Source organism: Methylobacterium sp. WCS2018Hpa-22, from assembly GCF_031843785.1.
In the GTDB taxonomy this organism is placed as follows: Bacteria; Pseudomonadota; Alphaproteobacteria; order Rhizobiales; family Beijerinckiaceae; genus Methylobacterium.
Genome location: NZ_JAVTJA010000015.1, coordinates 31405 through 46563 on the forward strand (window position 1 = coordinate 31405; position 15159 = coordinate 46563).

General features: G+C 64.3%; 13 protein-coding genes. All 13 read right to left on the reverse strand.

Features of this window, described 5'->3' with window-relative positions; genetic code table 11:
* Positions 1–3 precede the first annotated feature (3 nt).
* Positions 4–1329, reverse strand: coding sequence for a proline--tRNA ligase (gene proS, locus RQI43_RS19190; protein WP_056434352.1), 1326 nt, complete (start codon positions 1327–1329; stop codon positions 4–6).
* A 444-nt stretch (positions 1330–1773) separates the two neighbouring features.
* Positions 1774–2118 (reverse strand): DUF1467 family protein, encoded by a 345-nt coding sequence (locus tag RQI43_RS19195; RefSeq protein WP_056434354.1) that lies wholly within the window; start codon positions 2116–2118, stop codon positions 1774–1776.
* Complete coding sequence (gene mce, locus RQI43_RS19200) at positions 2115–2519, reverse strand: methylmalonyl-CoA epimerase (protein ID WP_311276253.1); 405 nt, start codon at positions 2517–2519, stop codon at positions 2115–2117. Before mce ends, RQI43_RS19195 begins: the two co-directional genes overlap by 4 nt.
* A 150-nt stretch (positions 2520–2669) precedes the next feature.
* Positions 2670–4343 carry a ribonuclease J gene (locus RQI43_RS19205; RefSeq protein WP_056434357.1) on the reverse strand — a complete coding sequence of 558 codons (1674 nt, stop codon included), beginning with the start codon at positions 4341–4343 and terminating at the stop codon, positions 2670–2672.
* 12 nt (positions 4344–4355) lie between these two features.
* The gene (locus RQI43_RS19210) at positions 4356–5114 is read right to left on the reverse strand and encodes a biotin--[acetyl-CoA-carboxylase] ligase (protein ID WP_405030666.1); all 759 of its coding nucleotides are present in this window, start codon (positions 5112–5114) and stop codon (positions 4356–4358) included.
* Between the two features lie 106 nt (positions 5115–5220).
* Positions 5221–6663 (reverse strand): NADH-quinone oxidoreductase subunit NuoN, encoded by a 1443-nt coding sequence (gene nuoN, locus RQI43_RS19215; protein WP_056434362.1) that lies wholly within the window; start codon positions 6661–6663, stop codon positions 5221–5223.
* 13 nt (positions 6664–6676) lie between these two features.
* Positions 6677–8197 (reverse strand): NADH-quinone oxidoreductase subunit M, encoded by a 1521-nt coding sequence (locus tag RQI43_RS19220; RefSeq protein WP_207412262.1) that lies wholly within the window; start codon positions 8195–8197, stop codon positions 6677–6679.
* Positions 8198–8244: 47 nt separating this feature from the next.
* Positions 8245–10347 (reverse strand): NADH-quinone oxidoreductase subunit L, encoded by a 2103-nt coding sequence (gene nuoL / locus RQI43_RS19225; RefSeq protein WP_311276255.1) that lies wholly within the window; start codon positions 10345–10347, stop codon positions 8245–8247.
* 103 nt (positions 10348–10450) lie between these two features.
* Complete coding sequence (gene nuoK / locus RQI43_RS19230) at positions 10451–10756, reverse strand: NADH-quinone oxidoreductase subunit NuoK (protein WP_311276256.1); 306 nt, start codon at positions 10754–10756, stop codon at positions 10451–10453.
* Positions 10757–10784: 28 nt separating this feature from the next.
* Positions 10785–11405, reverse strand: a complete 621-nt coding sequence (locus tag RQI43_RS19235; RefSeq protein WP_311276257.1) for an NADH-quinone oxidoreductase subunit J — start codon at positions 11403–11405, stop codon at positions 10785–10787.
* A gap of 122 nt (positions 11406–11527) precedes the next feature.
* Positions 11528–12016 carry an NADH-quinone oxidoreductase subunit NuoI gene (gene nuoI, locus RQI43_RS19240; RefSeq protein WP_056434372.1) on the reverse strand — a complete coding sequence of 163 codons (489 nt, stop codon included), beginning with the start codon at positions 12014–12016 and terminating at the stop codon, positions 11528–11530.
* A 24-nt stretch (positions 12017–12040) separates the two neighbouring features.
* Positions 12041–13057: an NADH-quinone oxidoreductase subunit NuoH gene (gene nuoH, locus RQI43_RS19245; RefSeq protein WP_056434374.1), complete on the reverse strand. Its 1017-nt coding sequence runs from the start codon at positions 13055–13057 to the stop codon at positions 12041–12043.
* A 12-nt stretch (positions 13058–13069) separates the two neighbouring features.
* A complete protein-coding gene (nuoG, locus tag RQI43_RS19250; protein ID WP_311276258.1) occupies positions 13070–15151 on the reverse strand; it encodes an NADH-quinone oxidoreductase subunit NuoG in 2082 nt (693 codons plus the stop codon).
* Positions 15152–15159 lie beyond the last annotated feature (8 nt).

The window sequence follows — 15159 nt, forward strand, 5'->3', positions numbered from 1 at the left end:
GCCTCAGTTCCGCTTCAGGCGCGAAATCAGGTCGATCGGTGCTACGCTCTCACGCTCGCCCCCGGCGCGGCGCTTGATCTCGACCTTGCCCTCGGCAAGGCCGCGCGGGCCCACCACGACCTGCCAGGGCAGGCCGATCAGATCGGCGGTGGCGAATTTCGCGCCCGGACGCTCGTCACGGTCGTCGTAGAGCACCGTCAGGCCGCTGGCCTCGAGGTTGGTCTGGATTTCGGCGCAAGCGGCATCGGTCGCCGCGTCTCCGGATTTCAGATTGATGAGAGCGACGTCGAAGGGCGCCACGGAATCCGGCCAGATGATGCCGGCCTCGTCATGCGAGGCTTCGATGATCGCAGCCACCAGCCGGCTCGGGCCGATGCCGTAGGAACCCATATGAACGGGGCGATCGACTCCGTCCGGTCCGGTCACCTTCGCGCCCATGGCCTCGGAATACTTGGTGCCGAAATAGAAGATGTGCCCGACCTCGATGCCGCGCGCGGCCATCTGCTTGTCCTCGCCGACCTCGGCGAAGGCCGCCGGCTCATGCATCTCGGAGGTGGCGGCATAGAGCGAGGTCCAGCGGTCGACAGTGCCCTGGAGGCCGGCGACATCATCGAAATCCGTAGTCACCGGCGGGACGTCGAAATCGAGATACTGCCGGTCGCAGAACACCTCGCTCTCGCCGGTCTGGGCCAGGATGATGAATTCGTGGCTGAGATCGCCGCCGATCGGTCCGGTATCGGCGCGCATGGGGATCGCCTTGAGACCGAGGCCGGCGAAAGTGCGCAGGTAGGCGACGAACATCTTGTTGTAGGCGTGCCGGGCGTTGGCCTGGTCGAGATCGAACGAATAGGCGTCCTTCATCAGGAATTCGCGCGAGCGCATGGTGCCGAAGCGCGGGCGTACTTCGTCCCGGAACTTCCACGAGATCTGGTAGAGGTTCTTCGGCAGGTCCTTGTAGGAGCGAACGCTGCCGCGGAAGATCTCGGTGATGACCTCCTCGGCCGTGGGGCCAAACAGCATCTCGCGGTCATGTCGGTCGGAAATGCGCAGCATCTCCTTGCCGTAGGCCTCGTAGCGGCCGGATTCCTTCCACAACTCCGCCGACTGGATCGACGGCATCAGCAGTTCGATGGCGCCGGACCGATCCTGCTCCTCGCGGACCACCGCGCAGACCCTGTTGAGCACGCGCAGCCCCAAGGGCAGCCAGGCATAGATGCCCGCCGCTTCCTGACGGATCAGGCCGGCCCGCAGCATCAGGCGGTGGGAGACGATCTCCGCCTCCTTGGGCGTCTCGCGCAGGGTCGGCAGGAAATAGCGGGAGAGACGCATCGGGGGCCCTGGATCGTTTTGGAGCGCGATCGTACCGCGCATCGTTGCGGGGCACACAACACATTGCGTTGGGAAAATACAAGCGTCCTGCGGCGTCGAGAAAAACGCCGGGTGGTCCGAAACTCGGGCATTCCGCGAAACGAGAGCGAAAAACGCTCAACTCTTGCAAAAAAACGCCAGGAACCATCTCCGGAGACGTGACAATGCGCAATCCAGTTCCTATAAGCGCCACCGTGATGGTCGCGACGCCCGGAGAGGCAGCGCGAGGTCCGAGTCTCGGGAGGAAATTTCAGCCGCCACGCCGTCAGAAATGCGTGAGATAAAATAGGCTGACACGTCATCTGTCGTCTCAAAAAGCAAGGCGCGAGCCTTGCTTTTTTTATGGCCGACGTGGCTCTCCGGATGTGGGCGCAGGACGATCCGACAGCTCGCCGGATCGCGGCGCTAGAGCCCCGACAACTCGAAGATCGGGATGACGACGAGAAACACGACGCTGGCGAGGAGCGTCGTCCAAATCGCCTTCTCGCGCAGCCGCGGCGCCGCGGGCGCACCTGGGTCCTGTCCCGGCACGATCAGCGACGGGTCCGTCTCAACCTGATTGCGGATGGGCAGAATGACGAAGAGCAGCGTCCACCAGACCACGAAATAGAGGGCAAAGGCTCCGAACACCGTCAGCTTGAACAACACGACGGACAGGATCGCCACCGCCGAGACGATGACGATCATGGTGGCCAGCGTCCGCCAGATCGTGGCCGAGACGGTCTGAACGAGGGCGCTCACGCCGCTCACACCTGCTCCAGTTCAACCAGGGTGCCGAGGAAATCCTTGGGGTGGAGGAACAGCACCGGCTTGCCGTGAGCGCCGATCTTCGGTTCGCCGGTACCGAGGACGCGGGCACCCTGAGCCCTCAGTTTGTCACGGGCGGCGATGATGTCGTCGACCTCGTAGCAGACATGGTGCACGCCGCCATTGGGGTTGCGTTCCACGAAGCTCTCGATGGGCGAACCCTCGCCCAACGGCGACATCAACTCGACCTTGCTGTTTGGCAGGTTCACGAAAACCACCGTGACGCCGTGCTCCGGCTGCGGCAGGGGCTCGGTGAGCGTGGCGCCGAGGGTGTCACGATAGATGGCACAGGCCGCGTCGAGGTCGCGCACGGCGATGGCCACGTGGTTCAGGCGTCCGATCATGGTCTGCTCCCTTCTCTGCGTCATCTGCGCGCGCATTCCCCTCCCCCTTGCGGGGAGGGGTTAGGGGTGGGAGTGGCTCCGAAGAGGTTGCGCCCTGTCCTGCACCACCCCTACCCTCATTCCCTCCCCACAAGGGGGAGGGAGGCAGCATCACACCTCCACGACCTGCACGTGGCAGGCGGGCTTCTTGCCCCAGGCTTCGTTCACGGCCGAGCGGATCGCACGATCGACAGCCTTCTCGACCGCTTCGGCATCCTTACGCTTCTGCTTCGACAGGCCGCTGAGGGTCCGCGACACGGCCTCGACGGCGACGTCGAGCATCGGCTGGCCGTTCTTGCCGCGATTGGGCAGGCCCATGATGTCGATGGCCGGCTCACCGAGAACCTCACCCTGGACGTCGATGGCGATGGCGACCGAGACGACACCGGCCTGAGACAGCTTGCGCCGCTCGGGGATCGCGCGATCCTTTGCATCGATCAGGATGTTGCCATCCTTGAACAGACGCCCGGCTTTCACGTGGTCGGTGATCTCCGGCGTGCCGGGGGCGAGGCGCACGACACTGCCGTTGCGGGCCTTGACCACGTTGCCGACACCCTGGGCCAGGGCGAAGCGGGCATGCTCGTCGAGATGGAGCGCCTCGCCGTGGACGGGAATCGCCGTCCTCGGCCGGGTCCAGGCATACATCTCAGCCATTTCGTCGCGGCGGGGATGGCCCGAGACGTGGACGAGCTTCGTCCGGTCGGTCACCACCTCGATGCCGGCATTGACCAGATCGTTGATGATTGCGCCCACCGCCCGCTCGTTGCCGGGAATGGCGCGAGACGAGAAGATCACGCGGTCGCCGGCGGCCAGCGTCACGTCGGGATGGTCGTCGCGGGAGACGCGGGCGAGCGCAGCGCGCTCCTCGCCCTGCGACCCGGTGAGCAGGCAGACCACCTTGTCGCGCGGCAGGTAGCCGTAGCTGTCGGCCGAGCGGAAATCGGGCAGGCCGTCGAGGAAGCCGCATTCGCGGGCGACACCGATCACCCGGTCCATGGCCCTGCCGACGGCGACGACCTCGCGGCCGCAATCACGCGCGGCTTCCGCCACCGCCCGCATGCGGGCGACGTTGGAGGCGAAGGTGGTGACGGCGACCCGGTGAGGCGCTTCTGCGATGAGCTCACGCAGGGTGGCGGCGACCTCGGCCTCGCTCGGGCTGCGGCCCTCGCGCACGACGTTGGTCGAATCGCTGATCATGGCGATGATGCCCTCGTCGCCCAGCTTGCGGAACGAGGCTTCCGAGGTGACGTCGCCGAGGATCGGCGTGGCGTCGAGCTTCCAGTCGCCCGTATGCAGGACGAGGCCATGGGCGGTGCGGATCGCGACAGCGTTCGATTCCGGGATCGAATGCGAGACCGGAACATATTCGATCTCGAACGGACCGACGGTCACCGGCTTGTGCGCGGCGATCTCGCGCAGGATCACCTTCGGCGCGCCCGGCTCACTCAGGCGGCGTGCCTCGAGCAGGTTCTTGGCGAAGCGTGTGGCGTAGACCGGAGCCTTCAGCTTGGGCCACAATTCACCGATCGCGCCGATATGATCCTCGTGCGCGTGGGTAATGAAGATGGCGAGGAGATCGTCCTTGCGCTCCTCGATGAAGCTGAGATCGGGAAACATCAGGTCGATGCCCGGGAAGCCCTCTTCCCCGGCAAAGCCCATTCCGCAATCGACCATGATCCATTTCCGGCGCTTTTCCGGCCCGAAGCCGTAGAGTGCCGCATTCATGCCGATCTCGCCCACGCCGCCGAGCGGCACGAAGACGAGTTCGTCTTGCCCTGTCGTCATCACTGTTCAACCTCAAGCCGCCGTCGCGGCCGAACCCAAATGCACCTCGCCCGCCGTCACGGTCCGTCGCGTCCCATCATCCGATCGGACGACGAGCCGCCCCGCCTCGTCGATCGTCTCGAAAATTCCTTGCACGATCTCGCCGCCCGTTCGCACCGAGACCGGTGCGCCGATCCCGGCGGCGTCATCGAGCCAAAGCTCACGGATCGATGAAAACCCGCGGCCTCGTTTCCATCGTCGCGCTGCAACGACGATCTCATCCGACAGATGGTCGAACAGATCCTCGGCGCGCGGTTCGTGCTTTATCTGACTGAGGCTTGTCGCGGGATAAGGCAAGTCCTGCGGTGACGCGGCGACGTTGACGCCGAACCCGATCACCGCCGAGCGACGCCCGCCCGGATGAGTTTCCGCCTCCAGGAGAAGGCCCGCGAGCTTGGCACCCGATGCCAGCACGTCATTGGGCCATTTGAGGCGGAAGGGGCTTGCCCGATCGGACGTCCGATCCTCGATCCCATCCTGAGGTGTCATGCCGGCCGCCTCGAGGTGGCGTAGCCCGATCATTCTCTTCAAGGCGGAAATCAACGCGACGCCCGCTACGAAGCCCAAGCTCGGAACCTGTTCCGGATCGACGTCCGAAACCGGCCAGAGCAAGCTGGCACTGAGGTTGCCCGGCAACGACGTCCATGCGCTCCCCCTGCGGCCACGCCCCGCTTCCTGCCGGAGCGCGACAACCCACAGGGGGCCCCTTTCACCCTCGCGTGACAGCTCCATCGCCCGAGTGTTGGTGGAGCCGAGGCTCTCGTAAACGTGAAGCCGATGCCCGGCCGCTCTCGCAGCCGGGCCGAGCCGATAATCCGGCCTTTCGAGAGACAAAATCCTAGAACAGCGACTTGGCCGCGGCACCTGCCGCGCTGACAAGGGGAGAGGGCACAAGGAAGAACAGGACCACGACGGCGCTCGAGAGACCGAGCACGATGCGCAGGCCGGGCGGCATCACTTCGTAGGGAGCTTGCGGCTCGTCAAAATACATCACCTTGACCAGACGCAGGTAATAGAACGCGCCGACCACCGAGGTCACGACACCGATCACCGCGAGGCCCACGAGATCGGCCTTGATGGCGGCGGCAAAGACATAAAACTTGCCGAAGAAGCCGGCGAGCGGCGGAATACCGGCGAGTGAGAACATCATCGCGGCGAGGCAGAAGGCCATGACCGGATGTGTCCGGGAAAGACCGGAAAGATCGTCGACCGTCTCGTACATCTGGCCGCCGCGACGCAGCGAGAGAAGCACGGCGAAGGCGCCGAGCGTCATGGCGAGATAGATGATCATGTAGATCACCACGCCTCGGATCCCCTCCTCCGAGGCAGCGGCGAGACCGATGAGGGCGTAACCGATATTGCCGATGGAGGAATAGGCCATCAGACGCTTGATCGAGCGCTGGCCGATGGCCGCGAAAGAACCGAGCGTCATCGAAGCGATGGCGACGAAGACGATGATCTGCTGCCAGATCGCGGTCACGTCCGGGAAGGCGCCGATGAAAACCCGCACGGTCATGGCGACGGCGGCCATCTTCGGCGCCGAGGCGAAGAACGCCGTCACCGGTGTAGGCGACCCTTCATAGACGTCCGGTGTCCACATGTGGAACGGCACGGCCGACATCTTGAAGGCGACTCCGGCGGCCACGAACACGATGCCCAGCACGATGCCGAAACCGGCATTGTCGTTCAGTGCCGAGACGATGCCGGGGAAGGAGACGGTGCCGGTGAAGCCGTAGACCAGTGACGAGCCATAGAGCAGCATGCCGGAAGACAAGGCTCCAAGGACGAAATACTTCAGCCCGGCCTCGGTGGATTTCAGGTTGTCCCGGTGGAAGGCGGCGATCACGTAAGCAGCAAGCGACTGCAGTTCGAGGCCGAGATAGAGGGCGATCAAATCGTTGGCGGAGGCCATCACCATCATGCCGATGGTGCAGAGCACGATCAGGATCGGGAACTCGAACCGGTCGATGCGTTCGCGCTGAAAATAGTCGCGCGAGAGCAGGATCGTGGCGGCCGAGCCGAGCAGAATCAGCGCCTTCATCACCTTCGAGAAGTTGTCGATGATGAACGACCCGTTGAGGGTCGTGATCTTGGCACCCGACTGCGACACGACCACGAAGAAGGCGAGAATCAACAGGATGAGCGCGCCGACATTGATGCTCTCCACCGAGCGCTCACCGCGGAAGGCGCCGTAGAGAATCAGTCCGAGCACGCCGATCGCGAGGATCAGCTCGGGCATTACCGGCGAGAGAGAGGGCAGGACAGCCTGGATAGCGGTCATCTTACGTCGACCTTCAGCGCGCCACGGGCGGAAGAACCGCCGCGGTCTGCGTGTTCGAGAGCGCGGATTTCATGCTCTGCATCAGCGCCTCCGTGGAGGGGGCGAAGGTGTCGAGGATGGGCGCGGGATGCACGCCGTAATAGATCGTCAGGGCGACGAGAGGCGCGAGGATAAGCTTCTCACGCAGATCGAGATCGAGGATGCCCTGTAGGTTGGGCTTCTCGAGCTTGCCATAGATCACCCTGGAATAAAGCCAGAGGGCATAGCCGGCCGAAAGAATGATGCCGAAGACCGAGAAGAACGCGACCGTCGGGTTGGCCTTGAAGGCCCCCATCATGGCCAGGAACTCGCCGACGAAGCCCGACGTGCCGGGCAGGCCGACATTGGCCATGGTGAACACCATCATCGCTGCCGCATAGAGCGGCATGCGCTTCACGAGACCGCCATAGGCCGCGATCTCGCGGGTGTGCATCCGGTCGTAGACCACGCCGACGCAGACGAAGAGCGCGCCCGAGACGATGCCGTGTGAGATCATCAAGAACAGGGCGCCCTGGATGCCCTGCTCGTTGAGGGTGAAAAGGCCCAGCGTCACGAAGCCCATATGCGCCACCGACGAATAGGCGATGAGCTTCTTGATGTCGGTCTGCATCAGCGCGATCAGCGACGTGAAGATGATCGCGATGACCGAGAGGGCGAAGACCATCGGCGCGAAATAGGCGCTGGCATCCGGGAACATCGGCAGCGAGATCCGGATGAAGCCGTAGCCGCCCATCTTGAGCAGGATGCCGGCGAGGATCACCGAGCCGGCGGTGGGCGCTTCCACGTGGGCGTCGGGCAGCCAGGTATGGACCGGCCACATCGGCATCTTCACCGCGAAGGAGGCGAAGAAGGCGAGCCACAACCAGTATTGCATGCCGACGGGGAAGCGGGTTTGCAGCAGGGTCGGGATGTCGGTGGTGCCGGCGTGCCAGTACATCGCCATGATGGCGAGGAGCATCAGCACCGAGCCGAGCAGGGTGTAGAGGAAGAACTTGAAGCTCGCGTAGATCCGGCGCTTGCCGCCCCAGATGCCGATGATGAGGAACATCGGGATCAGGCCAGCCTCGAAGAACAGGTAGAACAGCACGAGGTCGAGAGAGCAGAACACGCCGATCATCGTCGTCTCGAGGACGAGGAACGCGACGAAATACTCCTTCACCCGCGTATTCACCGAGAGCCACGACGCACCGATGCAGAACGGCATCAGGAACGTGGTGAGCAGGATCAACGGCATCGAGAATCCGTCGACACCGAGTTTGAACTTGATCGTCTCGGCGAGCCAGCCATGGGTCTCGACAAGCTGGAAGCTCGATGTCGATGGGTCGAACCGGCCCCAGGCGACGAGGCTGAGGAGGAAGGTGACGATGGTCGTCGCGAGCGCCGCCCAGCGGGCGTTGCGCTTCACGCTCTCGGATTCGTTGCCGAGGGTCAGGATGAAGGCCGCGCCGCAGAGCGGCACGATCAGCAGGCCGGAGAGAATGCCGAGGCCGAACATCTAGCGGGCACTCCGATACGGGTTGGCGGCCGTCATTGCGCGCGACATCAGTGTCCGACCTTGGGCAGGCCGGCGAGCATGTACCAGCTGACGATGGCGGCGACGCCGATGAGCATGACGAAGGCGTAGTGATAGACGTAACCGGTCTGCAATCGGACGACCCCGCGGGTGACGTCGAGCACGCGGGTGGCGATGCCGTCGGGGCCTAGTCCGTCGATGACCCGGCCGTCACCCTCTTTCCAAAGGAACTTGCCGAAGTTCTTGGCCGGGCGCACGAAGATCCGGTCGTAGAGCTCGTCAAAATACCACTTGTTGAGCAGGAACTGGTACAGGCTCGGCTGCTGAGCGGCGAGCCGGCCCGGCAGTTCGGGCCGGCGGATATACATCCAGAAGGCCAACAGGAAGCCGATCACCAGCATGATGAAGGGCGAGTAGGCCACCAGCGCCGGCACCGAATGGATGTCGTGCATGATGTGGTTGTCGGGGCCGTGACCGAGGGCGTGGCCCCAGAACGATTCCATGCCCTCGCCGATGAAGCGGTTCTTGAACAGCAGACCGGCGAACAAAGCGCCAAAGGCCAAGATCGCCAGGGGAATTGTCATCACCAGCGGGCTCTCATGCGGCGTGTGCGCATGGTCGTGATGCTCGATGGCGCTGTGAGACGCCGGCTCTACGTCATGGCCCTTGTCGTCGTGCGCGACACCCTCGTGGTGTCCCGGTGCGCCGTCGGCGGTAGCAGAGGTGGTGTGAGCCAAAGCGGGTGCAGCGTGATGATCGTCATGGTGAGCGGCGCCGTGGCCCGCCCAGCGGGCCGGCCCCTCGAACGTCATGAAGAACAGGCGCCAGGAATAGAACGAGGTCATCAATGCAGCGACGACCGTGCACAGGAAGGCGAGCGTGTGGCCGGGCCGCGTCGAGGCATAGGCCGCTTCGATGATCGCGTCCTTCGAATAGTAGCCGGCAGTGAAGGGGAAGCCGATCAGCGCCAAGGTGCCGATGGTCATCATCGCGGAAGTGAAGGGGATGTAGCGGCGGAGTGCCCCCATGTTCCGCATGTCCTGCTCGTGATGCATCGCGTGGATGACCGAGCCGGCGCCGAGGAACAGAAGCGCCTTGAAGAAAGCGTGGGTGAAGAGGTGGAACACGGCGGCCGAATAGGCGCCGACGCCAAGCGCCACGAACATGTAGCCGAGCTGCGAGCAGGTCGAGTAGGCGATGACCCGCTTGATGTCGTTCTGCACCATGCCGATCGTGGCCGCGAAGAACGCGGTCATACCGCCGATGATCGTTACGACGATGAGAGCGTTTGGCGCCACTTCGAACAAAGGCGACAGGCGCGCCACCATGAAGACGCCCGCCGTCACCATGGTGGCGGCGTGGATCAGGGCGGAGACCGGTGTCGGTCCCTCCATGGCATCCGGCAGCCAGGTATGGAGCAGGAACTGCGCCGACTTACCCATCGCTCCCATGAACAGGAGCAGGCACGCCAGGGTCATGGCGTTCCAGTCGTAGCCGAGGAAGTGGAACGTGGCGTCCTTGAGCTCCGCGGCGCGCGGCAGGATGCCGTCGAAGGCCACCGAACCGAACAGGACGAAGACGAGGAAGATGCCGAGCGAAAAGCCGAAATCACCGACCCGGTTGACGATGAAGGCCTTCATCGCCGCCGCATTGGCTGAAGGCTTCTCGTACCAGAACCCGATCAGCAGGTAGGAGGCGAGGCCGACGCCCTCCCAGCCGAAGAACATCTGTACGAGGTTGTCGGCCGTCACCAGCATCAGCATGGCGAAGGTGAACAGCGACAGATAGGCGAAGAAGCGCGGCCGGTGCGGATCCTCCGCCATGTAGCCCACGGAGTAGAGGTGGACGAGGGTCGAGACCGTCGTCACCACCACCAGCATCACCACGGTGAGCGTGTCGATCCGGAAAGCCCAGTCGACCACGAGGTCACCGGCGGTGAACCACGTCGCCACCTGCACGCGGGTCGCGTGATCCGAGCCAGGCACCTCGAAGAAGGCGCCCCAGGACAGGAGGGCGGAGAAGGCGAGGAAGCCGGTGGTGATGTACTCGCACACGCGAGGGCCGAGCTGCCGGCCGAACAGGCCGGCGAGCAGGGCGCCGATGAGCGGGAAGAAGACGATCGCGTGATACATCGCTGGCTGGCCCGGCCTCCGGAAGCGTGCCGGATACCCGGCCTCGCTCCATTCTCGTCAATGGGATCGCGCGGAAAGCCGCGCGGCTCGGCTTGGGTGAAGCTCAGCACTTCATCATGTTCACGTCCTCCACCGCGATGGAGCCGCGGTTTCGGAAGAACACGACGAGGATGGCGAGCCCGATGGCTGCCTCCGCCGCCGCCACCGTGAGCACGAACAGGGCGAAGATCTGGCCAGTGATGTCGTTGAGATGGGTGGAGAACGCCACGAGGTTGATGTTCACCGCGAGTAGGATGAGCTCGACCGACATCAGGATGACGATGATGTTCTTGCGGTTCACGAAGATGCCGAGCACGCCGAGCGTGAACAGGATCGCCGCCACCGTCAGGTAATGGCTCAAGCCGATCATGAGCGCTGATCCTTGTGTTGAGCCGACATCAGACCTCGACGCCCTGGCGAGACGGCACCTTGCGGGTTTCCACCGCCATCTCCTGCGTCCGTGCATTCTGCACAGCGATGTTCTGGCGCTTCACGCCGGGCCGGTCACGCAGGGTGAGCACGATGGCCCCGATCATCGCCACCAGCAGAATCAGACCGGCCAGCTGGAAGAAGAAAACGTAGTCGGTATAGAGCACGCGCCCGAGCATCTGGGTGTTAGTGACACCCTCGACATTGGCGAGAGGACCGAGCGGCGCCTGCATCAGGCCGGGATCGATCGTCCAGGAGCCGACCACCAGCAGGAGCTCGATGAGGAAGATCGCGCCGATCAGCGCGCCAATCGGCAGGTACTGCTGGAAGCCCTGGCGCAGCTGCGCAAAATCGACGTCGAGCATCATCACGACGAAGAGGAACAGCACGGCGACGGCGCCAACATAGACGACCACCAGGATCATCGCGAGGAACTCGGCCCCCATCAGCACGAACAAGCCGGCCGCGTTGACGAAGGCCAGGATGAGGAAGAGCACCGACGCGACAGGGTTGCGCGAGGTGATGACCATGAACGCGGACGCGATCGCGACACCGGCGAACAGGTAGAAGAAGGCTGCGGCTGCACTCATGCGATTATGGAGATCAGCCGTCCCGAGGACGGCCCCTTCTGCCTAAATTCAAACCAGCCCGTGCAGGCCGCCCGTCTATAGAACCCACCCCTGCGGCGCACAACCGCCGGAGCGCCGTGTCATCACCGGTATGGTGCGTCCACTGCGAGATTGCGCGCGATCTCGCGCTCCCAGCGGTCACCGTTCAGGAGAAGCTTCTCCTTGTCGTAGAGAAGCTCCTCGCGGGTCTCCACGGAGAACTCGAAGTTCGGCCCTTCCACGATGGCATCCACCGGACAGGCCTCCTGGCACATGCCGCAGTAGATGCATTTCACCATGTCGAGGTCGTAGCGTGTGGTGCGGCGCGTGCCGTCGTTGCGGCGCGGACCAGCCTCGATGGTGATGGCCTGCGCGGGACAGATCGCCTCGCACAGCTTGCAGGCGATGCAGCGTTCCTCACCGTTCGGATAGCGGCGCAGCGCGTGCTCGCCGCGAAAGCGCGGCCCGCGATGCCCCATCTCGAAGGGGTAGTTGATCGTGGCCTTGGGCTTGAAGAAGTAGCGCATGGCGAGGGCGAACCCCGACACGAACTCCTTCAGCAGCAGACCCTTTGCGACCTGATCGAGCTTCATGGCTCGGATCTCCGTGAGGGGTTGTCAGACGCCCGGCGCAAGGCCGGTCAGCTTGAGGACGAAGGCGACGACCACGACCGAGACGAGGGAAAGCGGAAGGAACACCTTCCAACCGAGGCGCATGAGTTGGTCGTAGCGGTAGCGCGGCACCATGGCCTTCACCATGGCGATCATGAAGAAGAGGAAGCTGGCCTTCAGGGCGAACCAGATCAGGCCCGGCACCCAGGTGAAGGGCGCGAAGGGAATCGGCGAGAGCCAGCCGCCGAGGAACAGCACCGTTCCCAACGCGCACATGGTCATGATCGCCACGTACTCGCCGAGCATGAACAGCAGGTAGGGCGTCGAGGAATACTCGACCATGTAGCCGGCCACGAGCTCCGATTCGGCCTCCGGCAGATCGAAGGGCGGGCGGTTGGTCTCGGCGAGCGCCGAGACGAAGAACACCACGAACATTGGAAACAGCCAGAGCCAGTACCAGCCGAGAATGCCCAGTGAGGTGTCCTGCGCCATCACGATGCGCGAGAGGTTGAGCGACCCGGCGCAGAGGAGGACGCAGATGATGACGAATCCGAGGGAGACCTCGTACGAGATCATCTGCGCTGCAGAGCGGAGCGCGCCGAGGAAGGCGTATTTCGAGTTCGAGGCCCAGCCGCCCATCAGCACGCCGTAGACGCCAAGCGACGAGATCGCGAAAATGTAGGTGATGCCGACATTGAGGTCGGCGATGGCCCAGCCTTCCGCCAGAGGGATCACCGCCCAGGCGGCGAGAGCCAGGGTGGCGAAAACAAGCGGCGCCAGCAAGAACAGGCCCTTATTGGCGCCCGCCGGAATTACCGGCTCCTTCAGTACGAACTTCAGCAGATCGGCGAAGGACTGGAACAGGCCCCATGGCCCGACGACGTTGGGGCCGCGCCGCAGCTGCACCGCCGCCCAGATCTTGCGATCGGCCAGCAGCGCATAGGCAATGAACACCAGCAGCAAGGCGAGGAGCACGAAGCTCTTCAAGATCAGCAGTAGGACGGTGCCGACGATTTCCAGCATGGTCGGCAGCCCTTATTCCGCCGCTTCGAGACCGCGCGTCTGCGCGAGGCTCGAACATTCGGCCAAGACCCGCGAAGCGCGGGCGATAGCGTTGGTGAGGTAGAAATCCGGAACCGCGGACACGAAGGCCGGACGGCCCGGCTCGCCTCCGAGCCCCGCAAGCGTGTCGACGGTGGCGGCCACGTCGCTCGTGGCTATCGCGTCGAGAGCAGCGAAATGCGGGTACGCCGCATAGAGGTCGCGACGCAATGCCCCGAGCGAATCGAAGGGAAGGCGCTTGCCGAGGACATCGGAGAGCGCCCGCAGGATCGCCCAATCCTCGCGGGCGTCACCCGGCGGGAAACCGGCGCGGTTGGTCGTCTGAACACGGCCTTCGAGATTGACGAAAGTGGCGTTCTTCTCGGTATAGGCCGCGCCCGGCAGGATCACGTCCGCGCGGGTCGCGCCGCGATCGCCATGGGTGCCCTGGTAGATCACGAACGCGCCTGCGCCGATCTCGACCTCGTCGGCACCCAGGTTGAACAGCACGTCGAGGGCGCCCGGCTCCCCCATCCGCCCGAATCCGAGGCTCCCCTCCCCCGGCACGAAGCCGAGATCGAGCGCGCCGACGCGGGCTGCAGCAGTCTGGATCACGGCAAAGCCGTTCCACTCGGCGGTGACCGCACCGATATCCTTGGCGAGCGCCGCCGCCGACGAGAGGATGGCAGCGCCGTCGGGCCGGGTCAGCGCACCGGTTCCCACGATCACGAGGGGTCGACTGGCGCTTTTCAGGACCTCGGAGAAGCTATGCTTTCCGGCGGCGATATCGGCCAGGGTTTCGGGGCCGGCGCCGAGATAGGTATGGGGATAGGTAAGATCCGCCGCCTCGCCGATCAGGCCCACCGCCAGAGGCGCCATGCGCCAACGCTTGCGGATACGAACGTTGAGAAGCGAGGCTTCCAGGCGCGGGTTCGTCCCGATGAGCAGGATCGCATCCGCCTCCTCAATACCCGGAATGGTGGGATTGAACGTGTAGGCGGCGCGCCCCCAAGCCGGGTCGATCGCCTCGCCGGCCTGACGGCAATCGAGATTGGTCACGCCGAGCGACCCCATCAGGGTCTTCAGGGCATAGATCTCCTCGACGGCGGCAAGGTCACCGACGATGGCGCCAACTCGCTTCGGGTCGGCGCTCTTCATCCGGGCGGCGATGGCGGCGAACGCCTCGCCCCAGGAGGCGGGGCGCAGGCGGCCGTTCTCACGCAGGTACGGCCGGTCGAGACGCTGCGCCCGAAGCCCGTCCACCGCATGGCGGGTCTTGTCGGAGATCCACTCTTCGTTGATGTCTTCGTTCACCCGAGGCTCGATCTGCATGACCTCACGGCCACGGGCGTCCACACGGATGGCGCAGCCGACTGCGTCCATCACGTCGATGGATTCGGTCTTCGACAGCTCCCAGGGCCGCACCTCGTAGCTCTGTGGCTTGTGGACGAGGGCGCCCACGGGGCAGAGATCGGCGACGTTGCCCTGAAGCTCGGAGCCCATGGCACTCTCGAGATAGCTCGTGATCTCCATGTCCTCGCCGCGGCCGATGGCGCCGAGATCCGGCACGCCGGCCACTTCCGCGAGAAAGCGGACGCAGCGGGTGCAATGGATGCAGCGGTTCATGGCGGTCCGCACCAGCGGGCCGATATATTTCTCTTCGACGGCGCGCTTGTTCTCGCCGTAACGGGTCGAATCCACGCCGTAGGCCATCGCCTGATCCTGCAGGTCACAATGGCCGCCCTGGTCGCAGATAGGACAATCGAGCGGGTGATTGATGAGGAGGAACTCCATCACCCCCTCGCGGGCCTTTTTCGTGGTTCCGGACCGCGTCAGGATCTCCGGCGGCTCACCATTGGGTCCGGGGCGGCAATCCTTCACCGCATAGGCGCATGAGGCGACGGGCTTAGGCGCCCCCTTCAGCTCGACGAGACACATCCGGCAATTGCCCGCGATGGACAGCCGTTCGTGGAAGCAGAAGCGCGGGATCTCCGCGCCCGCGACCTCGCAGGCCTGGAGTAGGGTATACTCGGCCGGAACATCGACCTCGGTGCCGTCGACGATGAGCTTTGTCATGCGTGCTT

Bases quoted from the DNA above. Each gene is read 5' to 3' on its own strand.
- proS (WP_056434352.1), bottom strand. From the start codon at position 1,329: ATGCGTCTCTCCCGCTATTTCCTGCCGACCCTGCGCGAGACGCCCAAG.
- mce (WP_311276253.1), bottom strand. From the start codon at position 2,519: ATGATCGGACGCCTGAACCACGTGGCCATCGCCGTGCGCGACCTCGAC.
- RQI43_RS19205 (WP_056434357.1), bottom strand. From the start codon at position 4,343: ATGACGACAGGGCAAGACGAACTCGTCTTCGTGCCGCTCGGCGGCGTG.
- RQI43_RS19210 (WP_405030666.1), bottom strand. From the start codon at position 5,114: ATGGAGCTGTCACGCGAGGGTGAAAGGGGCCCCCTGTGGGTTGTCGCG.
- nuoN (WP_056434362.1), bottom strand. From the start codon at position 6,663: ATGACCGCTATCCAGGCTGTCCTGCCCTCTCTCTCGCCGGTAATGCCC.
- RQI43_RS19220 (WP_207412262.1), bottom strand. From the start codon at position 8,197: ATGTTCGGCCTCGGCATTCTCTCCGGCCTGCTGATCGTGCCGCTCTGC.
- nuoL (WP_311276255.1), bottom strand. From the start codon at position 10,347: ATGTATCACGCGATCGTCTTCTTCCCGCTCATCGGCGCCCTGCTCGCC.
- nuoK (WP_311276256.1), bottom strand. From the start codon at position 10,756: ATGATCGGCTTGAGCCATTACCTGACGGTGGCGGCGATCCTGTTCACG.
- RQI43_RS19235 (WP_311276257.1), bottom strand. From the start codon at position 11,405: ATGAGTGCAGCCGCAGCCTTCTTCTACCTGTTCGCCGGTGTCGCGATC.
- nuoI (WP_056434372.1), bottom strand. From the start codon at position 12,016: ATGAAGCTCGATCAGGTCGCAAAGGGTCTGCTGCTGAAGGAGTTCGTG.
- nuoH (WP_056434374.1), bottom strand. From the start codon at position 13,057: ATGCTGGAAATCGTCGGCACCGTCCTACTGCTGATCTTGAAGAGCTTC.
- nuoG (WP_311276258.1), bottom strand. From the start codon at position 15,151: ATGACAAAGCTCATCGTCGACGGCACCGAGGTCGATGTTCCGGCCGAG.